This is a genomic window from Kitasatospora sp. GP82, assembly GCF_029892105.1.
Taxonomy (GTDB): domain Bacteria; phylum Actinomycetota; class Actinomycetes; order Streptomycetales; family Streptomycetaceae; genus Kitasatospora.
In genome coordinates this window covers 247539-263280 of the sequence record NZ_JARZAJ010000003.1, presented here as the reverse complement: position 1 = coordinate 263280, position 15742 = coordinate 247539, and the positions used below count along the sequence as shown (strand labels likewise).

The window sequence follows — 15742 nt, the reverse complement described above, 5'->3', positions numbered from 1 at the left end:
GAACTCCGGGTTCCACCGGCCGATACGGCACAATGAGCGCACGGTTGATCAACTCAGTGGGGGATGCCGTGCGCAAGCACACCAAGGGCCTGCTGGCCCTGCTCTTCAGTTCCGCGCTCGCCGTGACGACGGGCACCTCGAACGCCACCGCCGCCACCGGCACCGCTGCCACCAGGGGTCTGGAGATCGGCGTCCCGGCGTACGCCTGGCCCGGCGACCCGATGCTCTCCGCTCTCCAGTCGGCCACCCCGGCCGCCTCGATCGTGATCCTCAACCCCGGGAACGGCGACACCGCGTTCACCCCGGCCTGGCAGGCCCAGGCCGACACCCTGCGGACCGGCACCACCGCAGCCGGAGGGCACACCCGGGTGATCGGCTACGTCCACACCGACAACGGCACCCGGCCGCTCGCCGACGTCAAGGCGTCCATCGACAACTACCTGAAGACCGCCGACGGCAAGCTCCACGTCGACGGCATCTTCTTCGACGTAGTCAGCCGGGACTGCGGCACCGCCAACAGCACCCGCGACTACTACTACACGCTGCGCCAGTACGTGCAGACCGCCATGGACGCGACCGACCCGACCGCGCAGGACCTGGTGGTGGACAACCCCGGCACCGCGATCGCCGACTGCTACCTGGAGCCCGGCCACCGCACCGCCGACACCTTCGTCACCTACGAGGGAAGCTACGCCGACTACGCCGGCGGCGGCTGGCTCGGCGGCAACGTCTTCAACCTGACGGCGGGTTACTACTCGGGCGCCTCCTTCGACCCGAGCGGCACCTCGTTCTGGCACCTGGTCTACGGCGTGCCGGACGCGCTGCGGATGCAGACCGCCCTGGACACCGCCTTCGCCCGGGGCGCCGGCTACGCCTACGCCACCAGCGACACCATGCCCAACCCCTGGGACAGCACCCCGAGTTGGGGCTTCACGGCGGAGACCTCGCACGCCGCGACCATCGGCTGACAGTCCGGTTCACGTCGCACCTGGCCCCGCCGCCGAGGTCACGCCAGGTGCGGCTCGGGCCGGCGAGCCAGACGAGTACGAGGGCGCGGTCCGGGCACCGTGGGCGCGGAGGGCCGGTGTCCGGGTCCGCCATGGCTACGGTCGTCGAGCTGGACGATGACGGACTTCTCGTTGCGTGAGGTGGAGAAGGTGCCTCTTCGCCCGTCGAAGCCGCAGGAGCTGGAGGGGCCGGCGGAGCGCCTGCATGACCGGAGCCTCGCCGACGGACAACGGCTCGTGACGCGTGGCCTGCCGTTCCGGATGTCGTGAGCCTCGGCCGGCTCCACCGCGTCCAGGATGCCGATCGTCGCGGTCTTCCACTGCGATCCGGGCCGAGCTCACCGAACCCCGCAGTTGTCACCGGGGTGAGCCGCCAGTTGGCGCTCCTGTCGCAACGGGAAGAACGGTCCGACGGTCGCTCAACCGAGCTCGACCAGCGTCCGCCTGACGATCGTCTGACGGCCGTCAGCCCGAACGATCGCCCCGTCGGCTGCGAACAGCGAACACGGCGGCCGCCACCAGCAGCGACACCACCGCGACCGTCACGGCCGGCCAGACGCTCCCGCCGTTCAGGACCGCACTCACGACCGCCCGAAAGCCCACACTCAAGATCCGCATGCGCGCACCGTATCCCCCGGCCGACTGACACCCGTCACCGGCCGCCACCCCGCGGCCCTGTCCCGAGGAAGCACCCGATGGACCGCGACCAGCTGACCGAGCTCATCCAGAACGCCATCGACGACTACCGCGAGAACTACGCCGATCTGAACGATCTCGATACGGCCGACCTTGCCGACAACATCGCAATCTCGATCGAGGAGGCCCCCAGAAGAGCCGACCGTCTGCCTCTCCGGGCGCCGTTTGCCTGCGACGGCCGGGCAATGGATGAAGTGGGAGGCCGCCCACGGGCTCGGTGGCCTCTTCCCCTCCATCCACGGAACCCGCCCCGGCCAACCCCGGGCGGTCAGCGGGACCGGCGGCCGGCCAGTAGCGGCGCGAGCGCGCCCACGGCGACCCAGAGGACCGCGACCGCGCACACTCCCGGCCAGCCCCAGTGGCCGAACGCCACTCCGGCCAGCGCGGAGGCGGTGGCCCCGGCTGCAAAGGCGGAGACGACATAGGCGGTGTTGGCCGTGGACGGGGTGTCGGTCGCCGCGAGCGCCCGGGTCTGGTTGGCGACCTGGCCGGCCACGAGTCCCGCGTGCACCAGGACCGCTCCCGCGCACAGCGCCGCGATCCGCTGCCCGCCCCACCAGAACAGCAGCAGGGAGACGGCCACGACCCCGTACGACAGCGCGACCACCCGGGTCGTCCCGAGCCGTCCGGTCCAGCGGCCGGCCGGCGGTGCCACCACCGAGGAGGCCAGCCCGAACAGGCCGAACATCCCTGCCGAGGCAGTGGAGAGCCCGTAGTGCGGTCCGGTCAGCAGCAGGGCCAGTGCTGTCCACACCGCGCTCCAGCCGCCGTAGAGCCCGGCCTGCCTCAGGCAGGCGGTGCGCAGCTCGGCCGAACCGGCGAGCAGCCGTGGCAGGGAGGCGATCGCCCGCAGCGGCGAGCTGCGGCGGCGGGTCCTGCTGTCCGGGGGCAGCAGTGCGGCGGTGGTCAGCCCGACAGCCAGGGTCAGCGCCGCCGCGCCGAAGTAGACCGCCCGCCAGCCGTACGCCTGTCCGGCGAGTCCGCCGAGCACCCGGGCGGCGACGATCCCGGCGAACAGGCCCGCGACCACGATCCCCACCTGTCGGGCCCGGTCCGCCGCCGGGGCCCGCTCGGCGATCAGCGGTACGAGGAGCTGCGGCACCACGGTCGCCGCGCACACCGCGAAGACCGCGGCGGCGAGGACCGGCAGGCTGGTCGCCGCTCCGGCGCCGACCAGGGCGACTGCGGCGGCGATCGACAGTCCGCCGACCAGCCTGCGCCTGGAGACCGTGTCACCGAGCGGAGCGAACAGCAACAGGCCGGTGGCGTAGCCGAGTTGGGCCACGGATGCGACCCATCCGGCGGCCGAGACGGGCACCCCGAGGCTTCGGGCGATCAGGCTCAGCAGCGGCTGGGCGAGGTAGACGTTGGCGACGGTGACCGTGGTGCAGAGCGAGACGACCGCCAGCAGGACGGCGGGCGGTGTCTCGCGGTGCACTCGCCTTCCGTCGGCGCCTTCGGGGCCGGCGGCAGCCTGCGGGACAGTGGCCTGCCCGATGGCGGTCATTCGGCCACCTCCGGCGCGAGCTGCGCGAGGACCGACGCGAGGTCGAAGTAGGCGCGGCAGTGCGCGATGAGGCCGTCAGCGCCGAGCGTGAAGACGTTGACGCCCTCCCAGGCGACCGGCCGGCCGTCGGGCGTCTCGCCCGATCCCCGCCAGGTGACGGCGACCTCGTCCCCGGTCCCGTGGACGCGGTCGGGCCGGATGCCGTCGAACCTGCTGAACAGCGGTAGTACGGCCGCGAACTGCTCCCGGATCGCGGCCCGGCCGGCGAGCACGGGGGACCCGACAGGGTCGTGGTACTCGGCATCCGGGGCGAAGGGCGCCGCCCAGACGTCCGGGTCACCGGAGCGGGAGCCGTCGAAGAACGCGGCGACGGAGGCGGGGACGGCGAGAGCGGGGGTGGGGGCGGGAGTGGGCGCGGACATGGGGACTCCAGATGCGGCGAAGGTTCTAACCAACCGGTTGGTTAGAACCTTCGCAGGGGCGGCGGGCAACTGTCAACCAACCAGTTGGTTGGCGGCTATCCTGTCCTCATGGCAGGAACCAGGGATCCCGAGGCCACCAAGGCGCGCATCTTCGCGGCGGCCACCGCCGAGTTCGCCGCCCACGGCATCGCGGGCGCCCGGATCGACCGCATCGCGCGCGAGGCCAAGGCCAACAAGCAGCTCATCTACGCCTACTTCGGCGACAAGGCGCAGCTCTTCGGCCAGGTCCTGGAGCAGGCGCTGCTCGACCTCGCCGCCGCCGTCCCCGTCGATGCCGAGGACCCGGATGCCTACGTCGACCGCCTGATCGAGTACCACGCCGCCCACCCCGAACTGCTCAGGCTGCTGCTCTGGGAGGGGCTGGAGTACGGCCAGGGCGAGATCCCCCATGAGCGGCAGCGCAAGGAGCACTACCAGGCGAAGGCGGCACGCTTCGAGACCGCGCAGCGCAGCGGCACCCTCAAGCCGATCCTGCCGCCGCAGGACCTGGTTTTCATCATCAGCGCACTCGCCGGCTGGTCCTCGGCGGTGCCCCAGCTGCGCCGCATGCTCGTCGGCGAGACCGAGGCCGACGGGACCCGCCTGCGCGAGTCCATCCGCACGGCGGCCCGCCGCCTCACCGGCCGTGACGAAGGCGCGGACCCGGGGCCCGAGGGGGCAGCCCCCGAGGGGCGCGAGGAACTGCGCGACCAGCACACGCCAACGGCTTCCTGAGAGCAGCGCAGGGCTGACGCAGGGCAGAGTCGCACCGAGACGTCTGGTGAGGCCATGACGGGCAGTCCCGAGAGTCCGAATCTGCGCCCGTGGCCACTCGACCGCCCCTTCGGCGTGGCCTGGCTGGGCGAGCTGACAGGCATTCACCGGCTTTTGCGTCTCGGCAGGGATCGCAGCCGCCTGCGCGAGGAGCGGGCCACCGAGTGTTTGAAAGTGCCTCTGCCAACGAAAGGCGGCGGGAGTGCTCAGAGTCCGACGGCAGCCCGGCCGATACGGATCGGCGCCGGCCAGGCTGGGGCCGAGCTTCTTGTGTGAGAAGTTGCTGCACGTCAGGTATGCCTGAATCGCCCACTTTTACCCAGCTCAAGGAACTGTCACTCCGGGAAGATCGGCGATGAAAAGGCGGAAGCACTTGAACTTGCACTGACCGTGGGCGAACACTGGTCCACGAGATCATCTGGATCTCGCCCACCTTCCCCGAGCAGTGAAAGGGGTGCCCCATGCCTGCACGCGCGCGGATCGCCCGACGGATTGTCATAGCCGTTACGGGCGCTGCCCTGCTGGTCGCAACGGCCCTGACCGTTGGCCACTCGTCACCCGGCCCCCAGCGACGCGTCGCGGACACCAGCTGGGGTGATTCCGCACCCGTGGACCGGAGCGCAGCCCCTGCGCCTGTCTTCACCCTGGCGGACACGTCCTGGGGAGGCTGACCCCGTCGCGGTCCTCGCAGCCGGCGCCGCCCTGCTTGGCCGACGCCACCACGTCCACGCCCCACCCTCCCGGGACTCGGCACCGCGCTGGCGGTGGCCGCGATCGTGACTCGCGCCATGGCGTCGGTGGTCATTGACCAGTCTACGGGCGGACGCTCAGTCCATGTCGGATCCGGTCTTCCACGCGAGGCGGAGCTGCTCTGCGGCATCGGTGGCTTGGCGAAGGCCCGCCTGGTAGGCCGGTTCCCAAGCCGTCCGGTCATTCAGGTCCGAGCCGAATGCGCGTATTGATGCCGGATCGGGCTCGATGGTCACCACTGTGTGCGCCGCGGCGACCGCCAGCTCCTGCTGGAGCAACTCCCGGGGAAACAGGTGCGCCTGCGGGTCGATCACGACGAGCGTGCGGGCTCCGGCCGCGAGTGCGGCGTTGGTTGCCGACCGCAGGGAGCCGTCCATGTATCGGCGGCCGTTGATGGTGATCGGTGGGTAGATGCCCGGGAAGGCCGTGCTTGCCGCCACGGCGGAGGGCAGCGGTGCGCCACTCGCGCGGTCGAAGACCTCCTGCTCGCCGGTCTCAGCGTCCATCGCGGTGATGAGCAGCTTCCGGTCCGGCCAATGGTCTGTGCCGGCCATGGCGCGCATCCGGGTGACATGTGCCTGCTCGGGGCCGGTTTCGGCAGCGAGCGCGATCTGGCCCACTCGGCGCCAGGCCTCGGCTGGGTTTGAGGCGGCATTGCCGAGCACGGCGAACGCCTCGCCCAGCCGGCGCCCGTCCACCTGGGGCGGGGTGCTGTTGGTGTCGGCGGGGCGTACTGGGGTGGCGAGTCGGTCGGGGTCCTGACCGGTGGCCAGTACTGCGCCGATGATCGCGCCAGTCGACGTGCCGACGATCAGATCGGCATTGCTGAGATCCACTCCGCCGCGGCGCAGTCCGCAGGCCAGTCCGGCCATCCAGGCCGCACCAACGGGGCCTCCGGCGCCCAGTGCGAGTGCCCGGTCGAGTGTGTGCATGACTGTCTCCTTCCCATTGTTGAAACAGTCGTACCATATACTGATGCAGGCTCAAGTCCGCAGTACCGAGAGGATGATCCACCGTGGGGCGACCCCCAGATCCCGCCCGACGGGAGGCCACGCTGGCGCGGGCGACCGACTACGTACTGGCACACGGCCTGGCCGGGTTGAGCCTGAGGCCGCTGGCCGCAGCTCTCGATACCAGCCCGCGGATGCTGCTCTACGACTTCGGCAGCAAGCAGGAGTTGGTATCTGCCGTCCTTGCCGAGGCCCGCCGCCGCGGTGCGACACGGCTGGCCGAGAACCTCCCGGCGCAGGCAGCCTCTGCGGAGGAACACCTGCGCGGCATCTGGGCCTGGATCAGCGCACCTGAGCGCGCCCCGTACGTCCGGCTGATCTTCGAGGTGCACGCCGACGGCCTGGCTCACCCCGAGAACTACCCGGACCAGGCCGAGGCGATCACGGGCTGGTTCGACACCCTCGGCGCCACGATCCGCGACATCGCCACCGACCCTGACGACACCGTCACTCCCACGCTGGTCATGGCCGTCATGCGGGGCCTGCTGTTCGATCTCACGACCACCGGGGACCGCCGCCGCACTGACCTTGCCCTGGACCGCTTCTGCGAACTCCTCCGGCATTGAATGAAGGCAAACGATCACGCGGTGACCTCAGGTAGCAGCGCAGACCCTGCCCGCTGGCAGGAGGCATTCGAGACCCTGATGGACCGGATCGCTGGCCGGTTCACGCGGGTGAACCCCGCCGACGGACAAGGCGGTTGGTGCTCGGCCTGCTCTCGGATCTGCCCCGCAAGAACTGCTGGACCATCGCCGAGTGGGCCGGGGAGGCCACCCCGGACGGCATGCAACACCTGCTGAACCGGGCCAAGTGGGACGCCGACGCCGTCCGCGACGACCTGCGCGACTACGTGGCCGAGCACCTGCACGACGACCAGGCGGTACTCGTGGTCGACGAGACCGGCGACGTGAAGAAGTGCAGCCATACGGTCGGCGTCCAGCGCCAGTACACCGGCGCAGCAGGGAGAATCGAAAACTCCCAAGTCGCCGTCTACCTGGTCTACGCAGGCCGGCGCGGTCATGCCGCAGTGGACCGGGAGCTGTACATCCCGCGCTCGTGGACCGACCAGCCCGACCGCTGCCAGGCGGCCGGGCTCTCCCCGGACACCGCGTTCGCGACCAAACCCGAACTGGCAGCCCGCATGATCACCCGGTTCCTGGAAGCCGGCCACCACGCCTCCTGGGTCGCCGGCGACGAGGTCTACGGCGGCAACCCGAAACTGCGCGCCGCCCTGGAGGCACGCGGTACCGGTTACGTGCTCGCGGTGGCCCGAACCCACGAAGTCACCACCCAGGCCGGGAAGTCCCGCTCGGATGCCCTGGCCAAGGAGCTCCCCAAGCGGGCGTGGCAGAAGCTGTCTGCCGGCGCCGGAGCCAAGGGGCAACGCTTCTACGACTGGGCCTACATCGACCTACCCAGCACTGCCCCCGGCCACCGCCACCTGCTGATTCGCTGAAACCGCACCACCGGCGAACTCGCCTACTACCACTGCTACGCGCCCCAACCGGTGCCACTGGCGACCCTGGTCCGGGTCGCTGGATCAAGGTGGCGAGTGGAGGAGACGTTCCAGTCCGGAAAGGGCCTGGCCGGACTGGACGAGCACCAGGTCCGCCGCTACGCGAGGCGGGTGACATTCGCGTTCCGGGCAGCGGCTGCGCGCATTCGGAGGATCTCGTCGTGGTCCGCGCCTCGTCCTCGACGGACACCCGGTAGTACGCCCTACTTCGGTGCCTGGAAGCCGCCGATCTTCTGCTCGAGCAGTTCGGCCAGCCGCAGCGGGGTGCGGTCCTCGAACATCGGACCGATGAGCTGCACTCCCACCGGCAGGCCCTCGGGGGACCGGCCCGCTGGTACGGCGGTGGCGGGTAGGCCGGGCATGGTGGCCAGACCGGCCCAGACGAGTTGGTCGAAGTACGGGTACTCGACACCGTCGACGTCGATCCGGCGTTCCAGCGGACTGGGACGGTGGTCGTGCGGGAACGCCGGAGTGGGTGTGACGGGGCACACCACGACGTCGAACTCGGCGAAGAGCTGCCGCCAGCCGTGGCGGTGGAGCTCGCGACGGCCGTTCACCTCGACCCAGTCGCTATGGCTGAGCACCATGCCGCGCAGCCGCGCCGCGTCGAGGCTTTGGTCGTCCATGCTCAGCCCGGCCACACGGGTCTGCACCTGCTCGCGCGCTTCGACGGGAAAGCGTGCGACGGAGCTCGACACGAGCAACTGCATGTAGAGCGTCGCGGCTTCGCTCAGGTCGGGGAGCAGCGCGCTGTGCCGTTCGACGCGCGCCCCGCCGTCGGCCAGCGCGTCGGCCACGCGGTTGACGCCCGCCCGCACGGCGGATCCGGTCGCCATGAGCGGATGGTCCTCGATGACCAGGACCCTGAAGTCGCGGAGCTCCTCGTGACGCGCCGGCGGCAGCCGCAGGTCGTAGGCCACGCCGTGCGTCAGCGGGTCCGGCCCGGCCATCACGTCGAGCAGGAGCGTGAGGTCACGGGCAGAGCGCGCCATCGGACCGACCACGGCGAGGTCGAGGTCGACCGGCAGTGCCGGAGCGGGCGGCGGGACCATCCCCCGGACCGCCGCCAGCCCGAGTGTCGGCTTGTGTGCGTAGACACCGCAGAAATGTGCGGGCGTGCGCAGCGAACCGCCGATGTCGGAGCCGATGGACAGCGCGCCGAATCCGGACGCCAGGGCCGCCGCCGATCCACCGGAGGACCCACCCGGCGTGCGACCGTGGTCCCACGGGTTATTGGTGGTGCCGTAGATCTCGTTGAAGCTCTGCACGTCCTGCAGCCCCAACGGCACATTGGTCTTACCGAGCACCACCGCGCCCGCGGCCTTGAGCCGCGACACCTGCACCGCGTCCTCGGCCGGCACGTAGTCCCGGTGCAGCGGCATGCCCCAGGTCGTGGGCAGCCCGGCGACGTTGTAGGACTCCTTCACTGTCACCGGAATGCCGAGCAGCGGCCGGTCCTCACCGCCGGCGCGCGCGTGGTCAGCAGCGCGCGCGGCGGCCCGTGCACGGTCGAAGTCCGGCACGCAGATCGCGTTGATCGCCTTGTCGTCCCGCTCGATTCGGGCGATCGCCTCGTCGGTCAGTTCCACCGAGGTCACGTCACCGGCACGCAAGGCAGCCGCGAGTTCCTCGGCCGTCTGAAAGTTCGAATCCATGCGTTCGACCGTACCCACCTCTGGGACAGGCCATGAAATGCCGCTTCGCACAACGGGATGGACGTCTCAATACTCATCATCTTCCTCTCCGGCCACAGACAAATCGCCCGACCGCCGGCGATGGCGACATGCGGCGGGATCGGTGTCGGCCTGGGAGTTCAGGAGACCTTCATCGGACACCCGCGCGTACTTCGCGAGGCTGCGAACCGATGTACGCCCGGACAGCTTCATCAGCACCGGCGTGGAAGCGCCCTTCTCCGCAGCGTGGGTCAACCGCGAGTGGCAGAGGCTGCGGCCCATCGTGATCCACTTCTCCCGATCGGCCCGCCTGCCATGCGCCGGAGGTGCCCTCGGACGCGGAACCGGCCCCCGCGCGAAGCTGCGCGAGGCCCACCAAGACCACCACCAGCTGACGACCATCACCATCGACTCGAAGGAGACCGCAATGGGTTGGGGAACCGGTAAGGGCGGAAGCAGCGGAGGCAGCTCCGGCGGTAACGACGGAGGCGACGGCAAACACTCCTCCGGCAACAAGGACTTCGGCAAGGACGCGCCGAACAAGGACCACCAGTCCGGCAGCAGCGGCGGCAAGCACGACAAGGGCAAGGACAAGTAGTGACGGTTGAGCACAAGCCGGAGCAGGCCGCCGTGCGCGGCCTGCTCCAGGCCGTCCGCGACACCCTCGGCCACGACGTGGCCCCCGAGTGGCGGAAGGCGGCCCAGGCCGTCCCCCGCCACCTCTTCCTCCCCACGAGCAGGGCGACGTGTCGGTCACCGTCGTCCAGGTCGGATCCGACAGATTCACTCGGGTTCGTTCGAGGTGGAAGAGCAGGTCGGGGGGCCTGACCTCGATCTATGTCACGCCTTCGGCTGCTGCTGCGTGATGCAGTGGATGCCGCCGCCGTTGGCGAAGATCTCGCGGGCGTCGACGAGTTCGACCTTGCGGTCGGGGTAGGCGTCGCCGAGGACGGTGGCGGCGACCTGGTCGCGCGGGTCGTTGAAGGCGCAGAGGATGACGGCGCCGTTGGCGACGTAGTGGTTGATGTAGGAGTAGTCGACGGGCTCGCCCTCCTCGTCCTCCAGGACGGTGGGGGCGGGGAGTTCGACGACCTCCAGCTGGCGGCCGGCCGCGTCGGTGGAGGTGCGGAGGATGGTGACGAGCTCCTTGCACACCTCGTGGTCGGGGTGGGACGGGTCGGGCTGGACGTGGGCCACGACGACGCCGGGGCGGATGAAGGAGGCGACGATGTCGATGTGGCCGCGGGTGCCGAACTCGTCGTAGTCGCGGGTGAGTCCACGCGGGAGCCAGATGGCCTTGGTGGTGCCGAGCTGGGCGTGCAGCTCGGCCTCGACGGCCTCCTTGGTCCAGTCGAAGTTGCGGCCCTCGCCGAGCTGGACGGTCTCGGTGACCAGGACGGTGCCCTCGCCGTCGACGTGGATGCCGCCGCCCTCGTTGATCAGCTCGGAGGCGAAGCGCTGGACGCCCGTCAGCTCGGTGATCTTCTCGGCGATGTGCTGGTCGTTGTCCCAGCGGGCCCAGGACTGTGCGCCCCAGCCGTTGAACACCCAGTCGGTGGCCGCGAGTTCACCCTTGCCGTTGACCAGGAAGGTGGGGCCGATGTCGCGCATCCAGGCGTCGTCCAGCGGGCGTTCGACCAGCTCGACCTCGGCGGAGACGTACCGGCGGGCGGCCTCGCTCTCGCCGACGTTGACGATCATCGTGACCGGCTCGTACCGGACGATGGTGTTGGCGACCTTGGCCCACGCCTCGCGGGCGGCGTGCAGGTCCTCCGGGGTGTCGAAGGTCTGGTTGTCGGTCGGGAACGCCATCCAGGTGCGCTCGTGCGGGTGCCACTCGGCGGGCATCCTGAAACCGAGGGAAGCGGGAGTCGTCATGAGGGTCGAGTCCTAAGCGGTGGGGGCCTGGAGGAAGCCGGAGGGAGTCGGAGGAAGCCGGAGGGGTCAGAGGAAGTACAGGCGGCTGAGGGAGACGCTGTCGGCCGGTGCGGAGCGCAGCGGGGAGCCGTCCAGGGAGACCAGGCCGGTGTCGGCCTCGACCTCGACATGGCCGATCCGGGCGTTGCGGACCATGTCGCGCGGGCCGATCCCACGGGTGTTCCGCACGCCCACGCGCCGCCTGCGGGTGGGGAGTTGGTCGGCGGCACGGTCGAGGTAGGAGCCCTCGGCGGCGGCCTGGGCGACGAACGCGACCGAGATGTCCGCCGCGGTGGCGCCGTGCGCGCCGAACTGCGGCCCCAGTACGAGGGGTTCGCAGCGGTCGGTGGAGGCGTTCGGGTCGCCGACCACGCCGTACGCGGGGAACCCGGCCTTGAGCACCAACTGCGGCTTGGCGCCGAAGTGGTCGGGCCGCCAGAGCACGATGTCGGCCAGCTTGCCGACCTCGATCGAGCCGACCTCGTGGGCGAGGCCGTGGGCGATGGCGGGGTTGATGGTCAGCTTGGCGATGTAGCGCAGTACGCGCTCGTTGTCGTCGCCGCTCTCCGTCGTCCCGTACGAGCCGGAACCGTCCAGCGGGCCGAGTTCGGCCTTCATCTTGCCGGCCATCGCGAAGGTGCGGCGGACGGTCTCGCCGGCCCGGCCCATGCCCTGGGCGTCGGAGGAGGTGATGCCGATGACCCCGAGGTCGTGCAGGACGTCCTCGGCGCCCATCGTCCCGGCCCGGATGCGGTCGCGGGCCATCTTGGCGTCGCCGGGCAGGTCGACCTTGAGGTCGTGGGCGGAGACGATCATGTCGAAGTGCTCGCCCAGCGCGTCCCGGCCGAACGGGAGGGTGGGATTGGTGGAGGAGCCGATGACGTTCTCGACGCCCGCCATCTTCAGGACGTTGGGGACGTGCCCGCCGCCGCAGCCCTCGATGTGGAAGGCGTGGATGGTGCGCCCCTCCAGGACGGAGAGGGTGTCCTCGACCGAGAGGCACTCGTTCAGGCCGTCGGTGTGCAGGGCGACCTGGACGTCGTGCTCCTCGGCGACCCGCAGCGCGGTGTCCAGGGCGCGGGTGTGCGCGCCCATGTCCTCGTGCACCTTGAAGCCCGAGGCACCGCCCTCGACGAGCGCCTCGACCAGCGGGGCGGCGTCGGAGGACGAACCGCGGCCCAGGAAGCCGATGTTGACCGGCCAGGCGTCGAAGGCGTTGAAGGCATGCCGCAGCGCCCAGGGCGAGTTGACGCCGACGCCCCAGACCGGGCCGAACTCCTGGCCGATGATCGTGGTCACACCGGAGGCCAGCGAGGCCTCCATGATGCGCGGTGACAGCAGGTGGACGTGGGTGTCGATGGCACCCGCGGTGGCGATCATGCCCTCGCCGGAGACGATCGTGGTGCCGGTGCCGACGACCACGTCGATGCCGTCCAGGGTGTCCGGGTTGCCCGCCCGGCCGATCGAGACGATCCGGCCGTCCCGGATGCCGATCGAGGTCTTGCGGATGCCCTGGATCGCGTCGATCACCAGCACGTTGCTGATCACCACGTCGCAGGTGTCGCGGACGGCGGCGGCCTTCAGGTGCAGCCCGTCCCGCGCGGTCTTGCCGAAGCCGGCCAGGAACTCCTCACCGGGCGCCTGCGAGTCGGATTCGACCCGGACGATCAGACCGCTGTCGCCGAGCCGGATCCGGTCGCCCGCGCGGGGGCCGTGGACGGAGATGTAGTCGTGAGGGGTGATCGCGGTCATACTCCCGCCTCGCTTTGCTTGTTCATCGCTCCCGCCATCGGGCAGTCGAGGGGGTCGGAAGGTCGGACGGTACGGGGACTCATGACTCGATCTCCGCATCGTCGAAGCTGGTCAGGTACCCGGTCGCGCGGGCCTTCGCCAGTGCGGCGTCGCGGGCACCGGGTGCGTCCAGCGGGCCGTCCACCAGGCCGGCGAAGCCGATGGCCACGCGCTCGCCACCGATCGGGACCAGCCCGACCTCCACGGTGGCGCCCGGGTCGAAGCGCACCGAGGAGCCGGCCGGGACGGCCAGGTGGGTGCCGTAGGCGGCCTCGCGATCGAAGGCCAGGCGCGGGTTGGCCTCGAAGAAGTGGAAGTGCGAGGTGACCGAGATCGGTACCGCCGAGGTGTTGTGGACGGAGAGGACGACCGTCTCCTCGATCGGGTCGTAGCCCGTGCCCTCGCCGATCAGCGCGGCACCGGGGGCCTCGTCGCCCAGCGATCCGGCGCCCTGGAAGGGGTCGTTCACGACGGCGAGCCGGGTGCCGTCGTCGAAGACGGCCTCCACCTGGACGACGGTGACCACGTCCGGCACACCCGGCAGCACATCGGCGGCGGTGAGCACGCTGCGCCCGGCCTCGATGGCCTCCGCGAGGCGACGTCCGTCGCGGGCGGCCTCGCAGACGGTGTCGGCGATCAGGGCGGTGGCCTCGGGAACGTTGAGGCGGACGCCTCGGGCGCGCCTGGCGCGGGCCAGTTCGGCCGCTGTGAAGATCAGCAGCCGGTCCCGTTCGGTGGGGGTCAGTCGCACGGTGCCTCGCTCGCGGGGTGGCCGGTGGAGCCGGTGTCGGGATGGTCGGTCGGAGTGGTTAGAACGACGTTCAAACAACTCTCCGGCCATTGAACCTGGGCCGGGCCGCCATGTCCAGCGTTGCCCGCCGCGAAGCGATCGGCGCGCCGGATGTCGCAATCGAGTATTCGGTGGCGAGCATGTGTAAGGTACCTGATATAAAGAAGGTGCCTTGTGATGCCCGGTTGGCGCGGAGGTTGCGTGGAGCTGGGCAGGTGCAGGGGGTTGAGTCAGTCCGAGTCGTGAGGAGCGCAGCCGTGCGCGCTGTCCGTTACACCCGCACCGGTGGACCCGAGGTCCTGGAGATCGCCGAGGTGCCCGCACCGCAGCCTGGCGCGGGCGAGGTCGCCATCGACGTCAGTCATGCCGGGGTGCACTTCGCCGATGTTATGTTCCGCCGTGGGCAGTTCCCGCTGGCGCTGCCCGCCGTGCCGGGGCTTGAGGTGGCCGGTACGGTCGCCGAACTCGGCGAGGGCGTCACCGGGTTGCGGATCGGCCAGCAGGTGGCCGCCCTGCCCTTCGGCTTCGGCGGCAACGCCGAGCGCGTCGTCGCGGGCGCGGTGACCACCGTCCCGCTGGAGGGTGAACTCGCCGGGCTCAGCCCGCTGCTGGCCGCCGGAGCGGTCTGCAATGCGGCCACCGCCGTCGGCACCCTGCGCGGCGCGGCCCGCATCGCGACCGGCGACCGTGTCCTGGTGCTCGGTGCCTCGGGCGGTCTCGGGCTGCTGCTCGGACGGCTCGCCCGTGCGTACGGCGCTGCCCTGGTGGTCGGTGCCGCGAGCACCGCCGAGCGCGCCGCCCGGGCCGTCGAGGGCGGCTACGACCTGGCCGTCACCTACGGCGAACTCGCCGACCGGACAAGCGAGCTGACTGATGGTCACGGATTCGACGTCGTGGTCGACTCGGTCGGCGGAGAGCCGCGCGAGCAGGTCAGGGGGCTGCTCGCGGTGCTCGGGCGGCATGTGGTGATCGGCAACGCCGCCGACCGGGATCTCGACCTGGGCGCCAACCAGGTCTGGTACGACAGCTTCACGCTCGCCGGCTACAACCTGGGCGGAGTCCTGGCCCGCCGCCCCGACCTGCTCCGCGCGCATCTGGAGGAGGGCCTGCGGCTGGTCGCCGACGGCACCCTGTCCCTGGACGTCGAGGAGATCGGCTGGGACGGTGTCGCCGAGGCGCACCGGCAGCTGGAGGGGCGCACGGCGAGCGGCAAGTACGTCCTGCGGGTGCGCTGAGCCCCGCCGCACCGGCCGTCCGGGCCGGCCGGGCGGGTACGGCCATACTGGTCGGGGCCCGTTCCGGGGCCCGACCGGCCGGCTCGGACGCCGGTGCAAGCGAAGGAGAGACACCGGCTCATGACCACCGACCCCGCCGAACTGCTCGCCGGCTCCAAGGGTGCCCAGCTGCGCCTGGGGCTCGCGATCAAGCAGGCCGAGCAGGCCATGATGGCGGCCAAGGCCGACGCGCTGCGCGATCTCGACCTGACGGTGCCGCAGTACGCGGTGCTGCTGCAGTTGACGGAACGGTCGGAGATGTCGGGTGCCCAGCTGGCGCGCGGGGCGGCTGTCACCCCGCAGACCATGGCGGGCGTCCTGGCCAATCTGGAGTCCAAGGGTCTGATCGAGCGCGAGCCCTCCGAACTGCACGGGAAGGTGCTGGTGACGAGGCTCAGCGAGGCCGGGCGGGCGGCGGTGGCAGAGGCCGACGCGCGAGCGGTCGGGATCGAGGCGGTGCTCTGGACAGCCTTTGACGAGTCCGAACGCGACCGCTTCCGTTCCTTTCTCCAACGGGCAACTTCCGTACTGCAGAAGTGAGTGCAGAAGTGAGCAAAGCGCCTCCCGCATCCCGCT

The 15742-nt window shown here is 70.7% G+C and carries 15 protein-coding genes and 1 pseudogene; 8 read left to right on the top strand and 8 right to left on the bottom strand.

Translation table 11 applies throughout. The annotated features are described in order from the left end of the window. The first annotated feature begins 44 nt into the window (after positions 1–44). Together P3T39_RS04545 and P3T39_RS04540 are read left to right on the top strand one after the other, a co-directional pair. Entirely contained in the window at positions 45–968 is a 924-nt protein-coding gene (locus P3T39_RS04545; RefSeq protein WP_280696013.1) for a spherulation-specific family 4 protein, read from the top strand. Between the two features lie 156 nt (positions 969–1124). Further along, positions 1125–1277 (top strand): hypothetical protein, encoded by a 153-nt coding sequence (locus P3T39_RS04540; protein WP_280696012.1) that lies wholly within the window; start codon positions 1125–1127, stop codon positions 1275–1277. Between the two features lie 195 nt (positions 1278–1472). Here P3T39_RS04540 and P3T39_RS04535 read toward each other — a convergent pair whose 3' ends face one another. The 3 genes from P3T39_RS04535 to P3T39_RS04525 form a co-directional block, all read right to left on the bottom strand. Beyond that, on the bottom strand, positions 1473–1625 hold the full coding sequence (locus P3T39_RS04535) for a hypothetical protein (RefSeq protein ID WP_280696011.1): 153 nt from the start codon (positions 1623–1625) through the stop codon (positions 1473–1475). A 346-nt stretch (positions 1626–1971) separates the two neighbouring features. Further along, positions 1972–3210, bottom strand: a complete 1239-nt coding sequence (locus P3T39_RS04530) for an MFS transporter (protein ID WP_280696010.1) — start codon at positions 3208–3210, stop codon at positions 1972–1974. Next, positions 3207–3632 carry a nuclear transport factor 2 family protein gene (locus P3T39_RS04525; RefSeq protein WP_280696008.1) on the bottom strand — a complete coding sequence of 142 codons (426 nt, stop codon included), beginning with the start codon at positions 3630–3632 and terminating at the stop codon, positions 3207–3209. The genes P3T39_RS04530 and P3T39_RS04525 overlap by 4 nt, the downstream gene beginning before the upstream one ends. 108 nt (positions 3633–3740) lie before the next feature. Between P3T39_RS04525 and P3T39_RS04520 the strand changes: the two genes are divergently transcribed. Next, on the top strand, positions 3741–4406 hold the full coding sequence (locus P3T39_RS04520) for a TetR family transcriptional regulator (RefSeq protein ID WP_280696006.1): 666 nt from the start codon (positions 3741–3743) through the stop codon (positions 4404–4406). 866 nt (positions 4407–5272) lie between these two features. On the opposite strand, the gene P3T39_RS04515 is transcribed toward P3T39_RS04520, so the two are convergent. Next, positions 5273–6127, bottom strand: a complete 855-nt coding sequence (locus P3T39_RS04515; RefSeq protein ID WP_280696004.1) for a patatin-like phospholipase family protein — start codon at positions 6125–6127, stop codon at positions 5273–5275. 83 nt (positions 6128–6210) lie between these two features. Between P3T39_RS04515 and P3T39_RS04510 the strand changes: the two genes are divergently transcribed. Together P3T39_RS04510 and P3T39_RS04505 are read left to right on the top strand one after the other, a co-directional pair. After that, entirely contained in the window at positions 6211–6771 is a 561-nt protein-coding gene (locus P3T39_RS04510; protein ID WP_280696002.1) for a TetR family transcriptional regulator, read from the top strand. Positions 6772–6849: 78 nt separating this feature from the next. Continuing rightward, a pseudogene (locus P3T39_RS04505) lies at positions 6850–7844 on the top strand (IS701 family transposase); the annotation flags it as partial. A gap of 80 nt (positions 7845–7924) precedes the next feature. On the opposite strand, the gene P3T39_RS04500 reads toward P3T39_RS04505, so the two are convergent. Next, positions 7925–9376, bottom strand: coding sequence for an amidase (locus P3T39_RS04500; protein ID WP_280696001.1), 1452 nt, complete (start codon positions 9374–9376; stop codon positions 7925–7927). Between the two features lie 241 nt (positions 9377–9617). On the opposite strand from P3T39_RS04500, the gene P3T39_RS04495 reads away from it, so the two are divergent. Beyond that, positions 9618–9992, top strand: a complete 375-nt coding sequence (locus tag P3T39_RS04495; RefSeq protein ID WP_280696000.1) for a hypothetical protein — start codon at positions 9618–9620, stop codon at positions 9990–9992. Between the two features lie 242 nt (positions 9993–10234). On the opposite strand, the gene P3T39_RS04490 is transcribed toward P3T39_RS04495, so the two are convergent. From P3T39_RS04490 to P3T39_RS04480, 3 genes are all read right to left on the bottom strand, one after another. Further along, positions 10235–11272: an agmatine deiminase family protein gene (locus P3T39_RS04490; protein ID WP_280695999.1), complete on the bottom strand. Its 1038-nt coding sequence runs from the start codon at positions 11270–11272 to the stop codon at positions 10235–10237. 66 nt (positions 11273–11338) lie between these two features. Then, positions 11339–13063: an urease subunit alpha gene (locus P3T39_RS04485; RefSeq protein WP_280695997.1), complete on the bottom strand. Its 1725-nt coding sequence runs from the start codon at positions 13061–13063 to the stop codon at positions 11339–11341. A 79-nt stretch (positions 13064–13142) separates the two neighbouring features. Then, positions 13143–13853: an urease subunit gamma gene (locus P3T39_RS04480; RefSeq protein ID WP_280695996.1), complete on the bottom strand. Its 711-nt coding sequence runs from the start codon at positions 13851–13853 to the stop codon at positions 13143–13145. Positions 13854–14149: 296 nt separating this feature from the next. On the opposite strand from P3T39_RS04480, the gene P3T39_RS04475 reads away from it, so the two are divergent. Both P3T39_RS04475 and P3T39_RS04470 read left to right on the top strand, forming a co-directional pair. Continuing rightward, positions 14150–15127, top strand: a complete 978-nt coding sequence (locus P3T39_RS04475; protein WP_280695995.1) for a zinc-binding dehydrogenase — start codon at positions 14150–14152, stop codon at positions 15125–15127. A gap of 120 nt (positions 15128–15247) precedes the next feature. Beyond that, positions 15248–15706, top strand: a complete 459-nt coding sequence (locus tag P3T39_RS04470; RefSeq protein WP_280695994.1) for a MarR family transcriptional regulator — start codon at positions 15248–15250, stop codon at positions 15704–15706. The last annotated feature ends 36 nt before the right edge of the window (positions 15707–15742 follow it).

What these genes read in the sequence shown, in the direction of transcription:
- P3T39_RS04540 (WP_280696012.1), top strand. Translation starts at nt 1,125, where the DNA reads ATGACGGACTTCTCGTTGCGTGAGGTGGAGAAGGTGCCTCTTCGCCCG.
- P3T39_RS04535 (WP_280696011.1), bottom strand. Translation starts at nt 1,625, where the DNA reads ATGCGGATCTTGAGTGTGGGCTTTCGGGCGGTCGTGAGTGCGGTCCTG.
- P3T39_RS04530 (WP_280696010.1), bottom strand. Translation starts at nt 3,210, where the DNA reads ATGACCGCCATCGGGCAGGCCACTGTCCCGCAGGCTGCCGCCGGCCCC.
- P3T39_RS04525 (WP_280696008.1), bottom strand. Translation starts at nt 3,632, where the DNA reads ATGTCCGCGCCCACTCCCGCCCCCACCCCCGCTCTCGCCGTCCCCGCC.
- P3T39_RS04520 (WP_280696006.1), top strand. Translation starts at nt 3,741, where the DNA reads ATGGCAGGAACCAGGGATCCCGAGGCCACCAAGGCGCGCATCTTCGCG.
- P3T39_RS04515 (WP_280696004.1), bottom strand. Translation starts at nt 6,127, where the DNA reads ATGCACACACTCGACCGGGCACTCGCACTGGGCGCCGGAGGCCCCGTT.
- P3T39_RS04500 (WP_280696001.1), bottom strand. Translation starts at nt 9,376, where the DNA reads ATGGATTCGAACTTTCAGACGGCCGAGGAACTCGCGGCTGCCTTGCGT.
- P3T39_RS04490 (WP_280695999.1), bottom strand. Translation starts at nt 11,272, where the DNA reads ATGACGACTCCCGCTTCCCTCGGTTTCAGGATGCCCGCCGAGTGGCAC.
- P3T39_RS04485 (WP_280695997.1), bottom strand. Translation starts at nt 13,063, where the DNA reads ATGACCGCGATCACCCCTCACGACTACATCTCCGTCCACGGCCCCCGC.
- P3T39_RS04470 (WP_280695994.1), top strand. Translation starts at nt 15,248, where the DNA reads ATGACCACCGACCCCGCCGAACTGCTCGCCGGCTCCAAGGGTGCCCAG.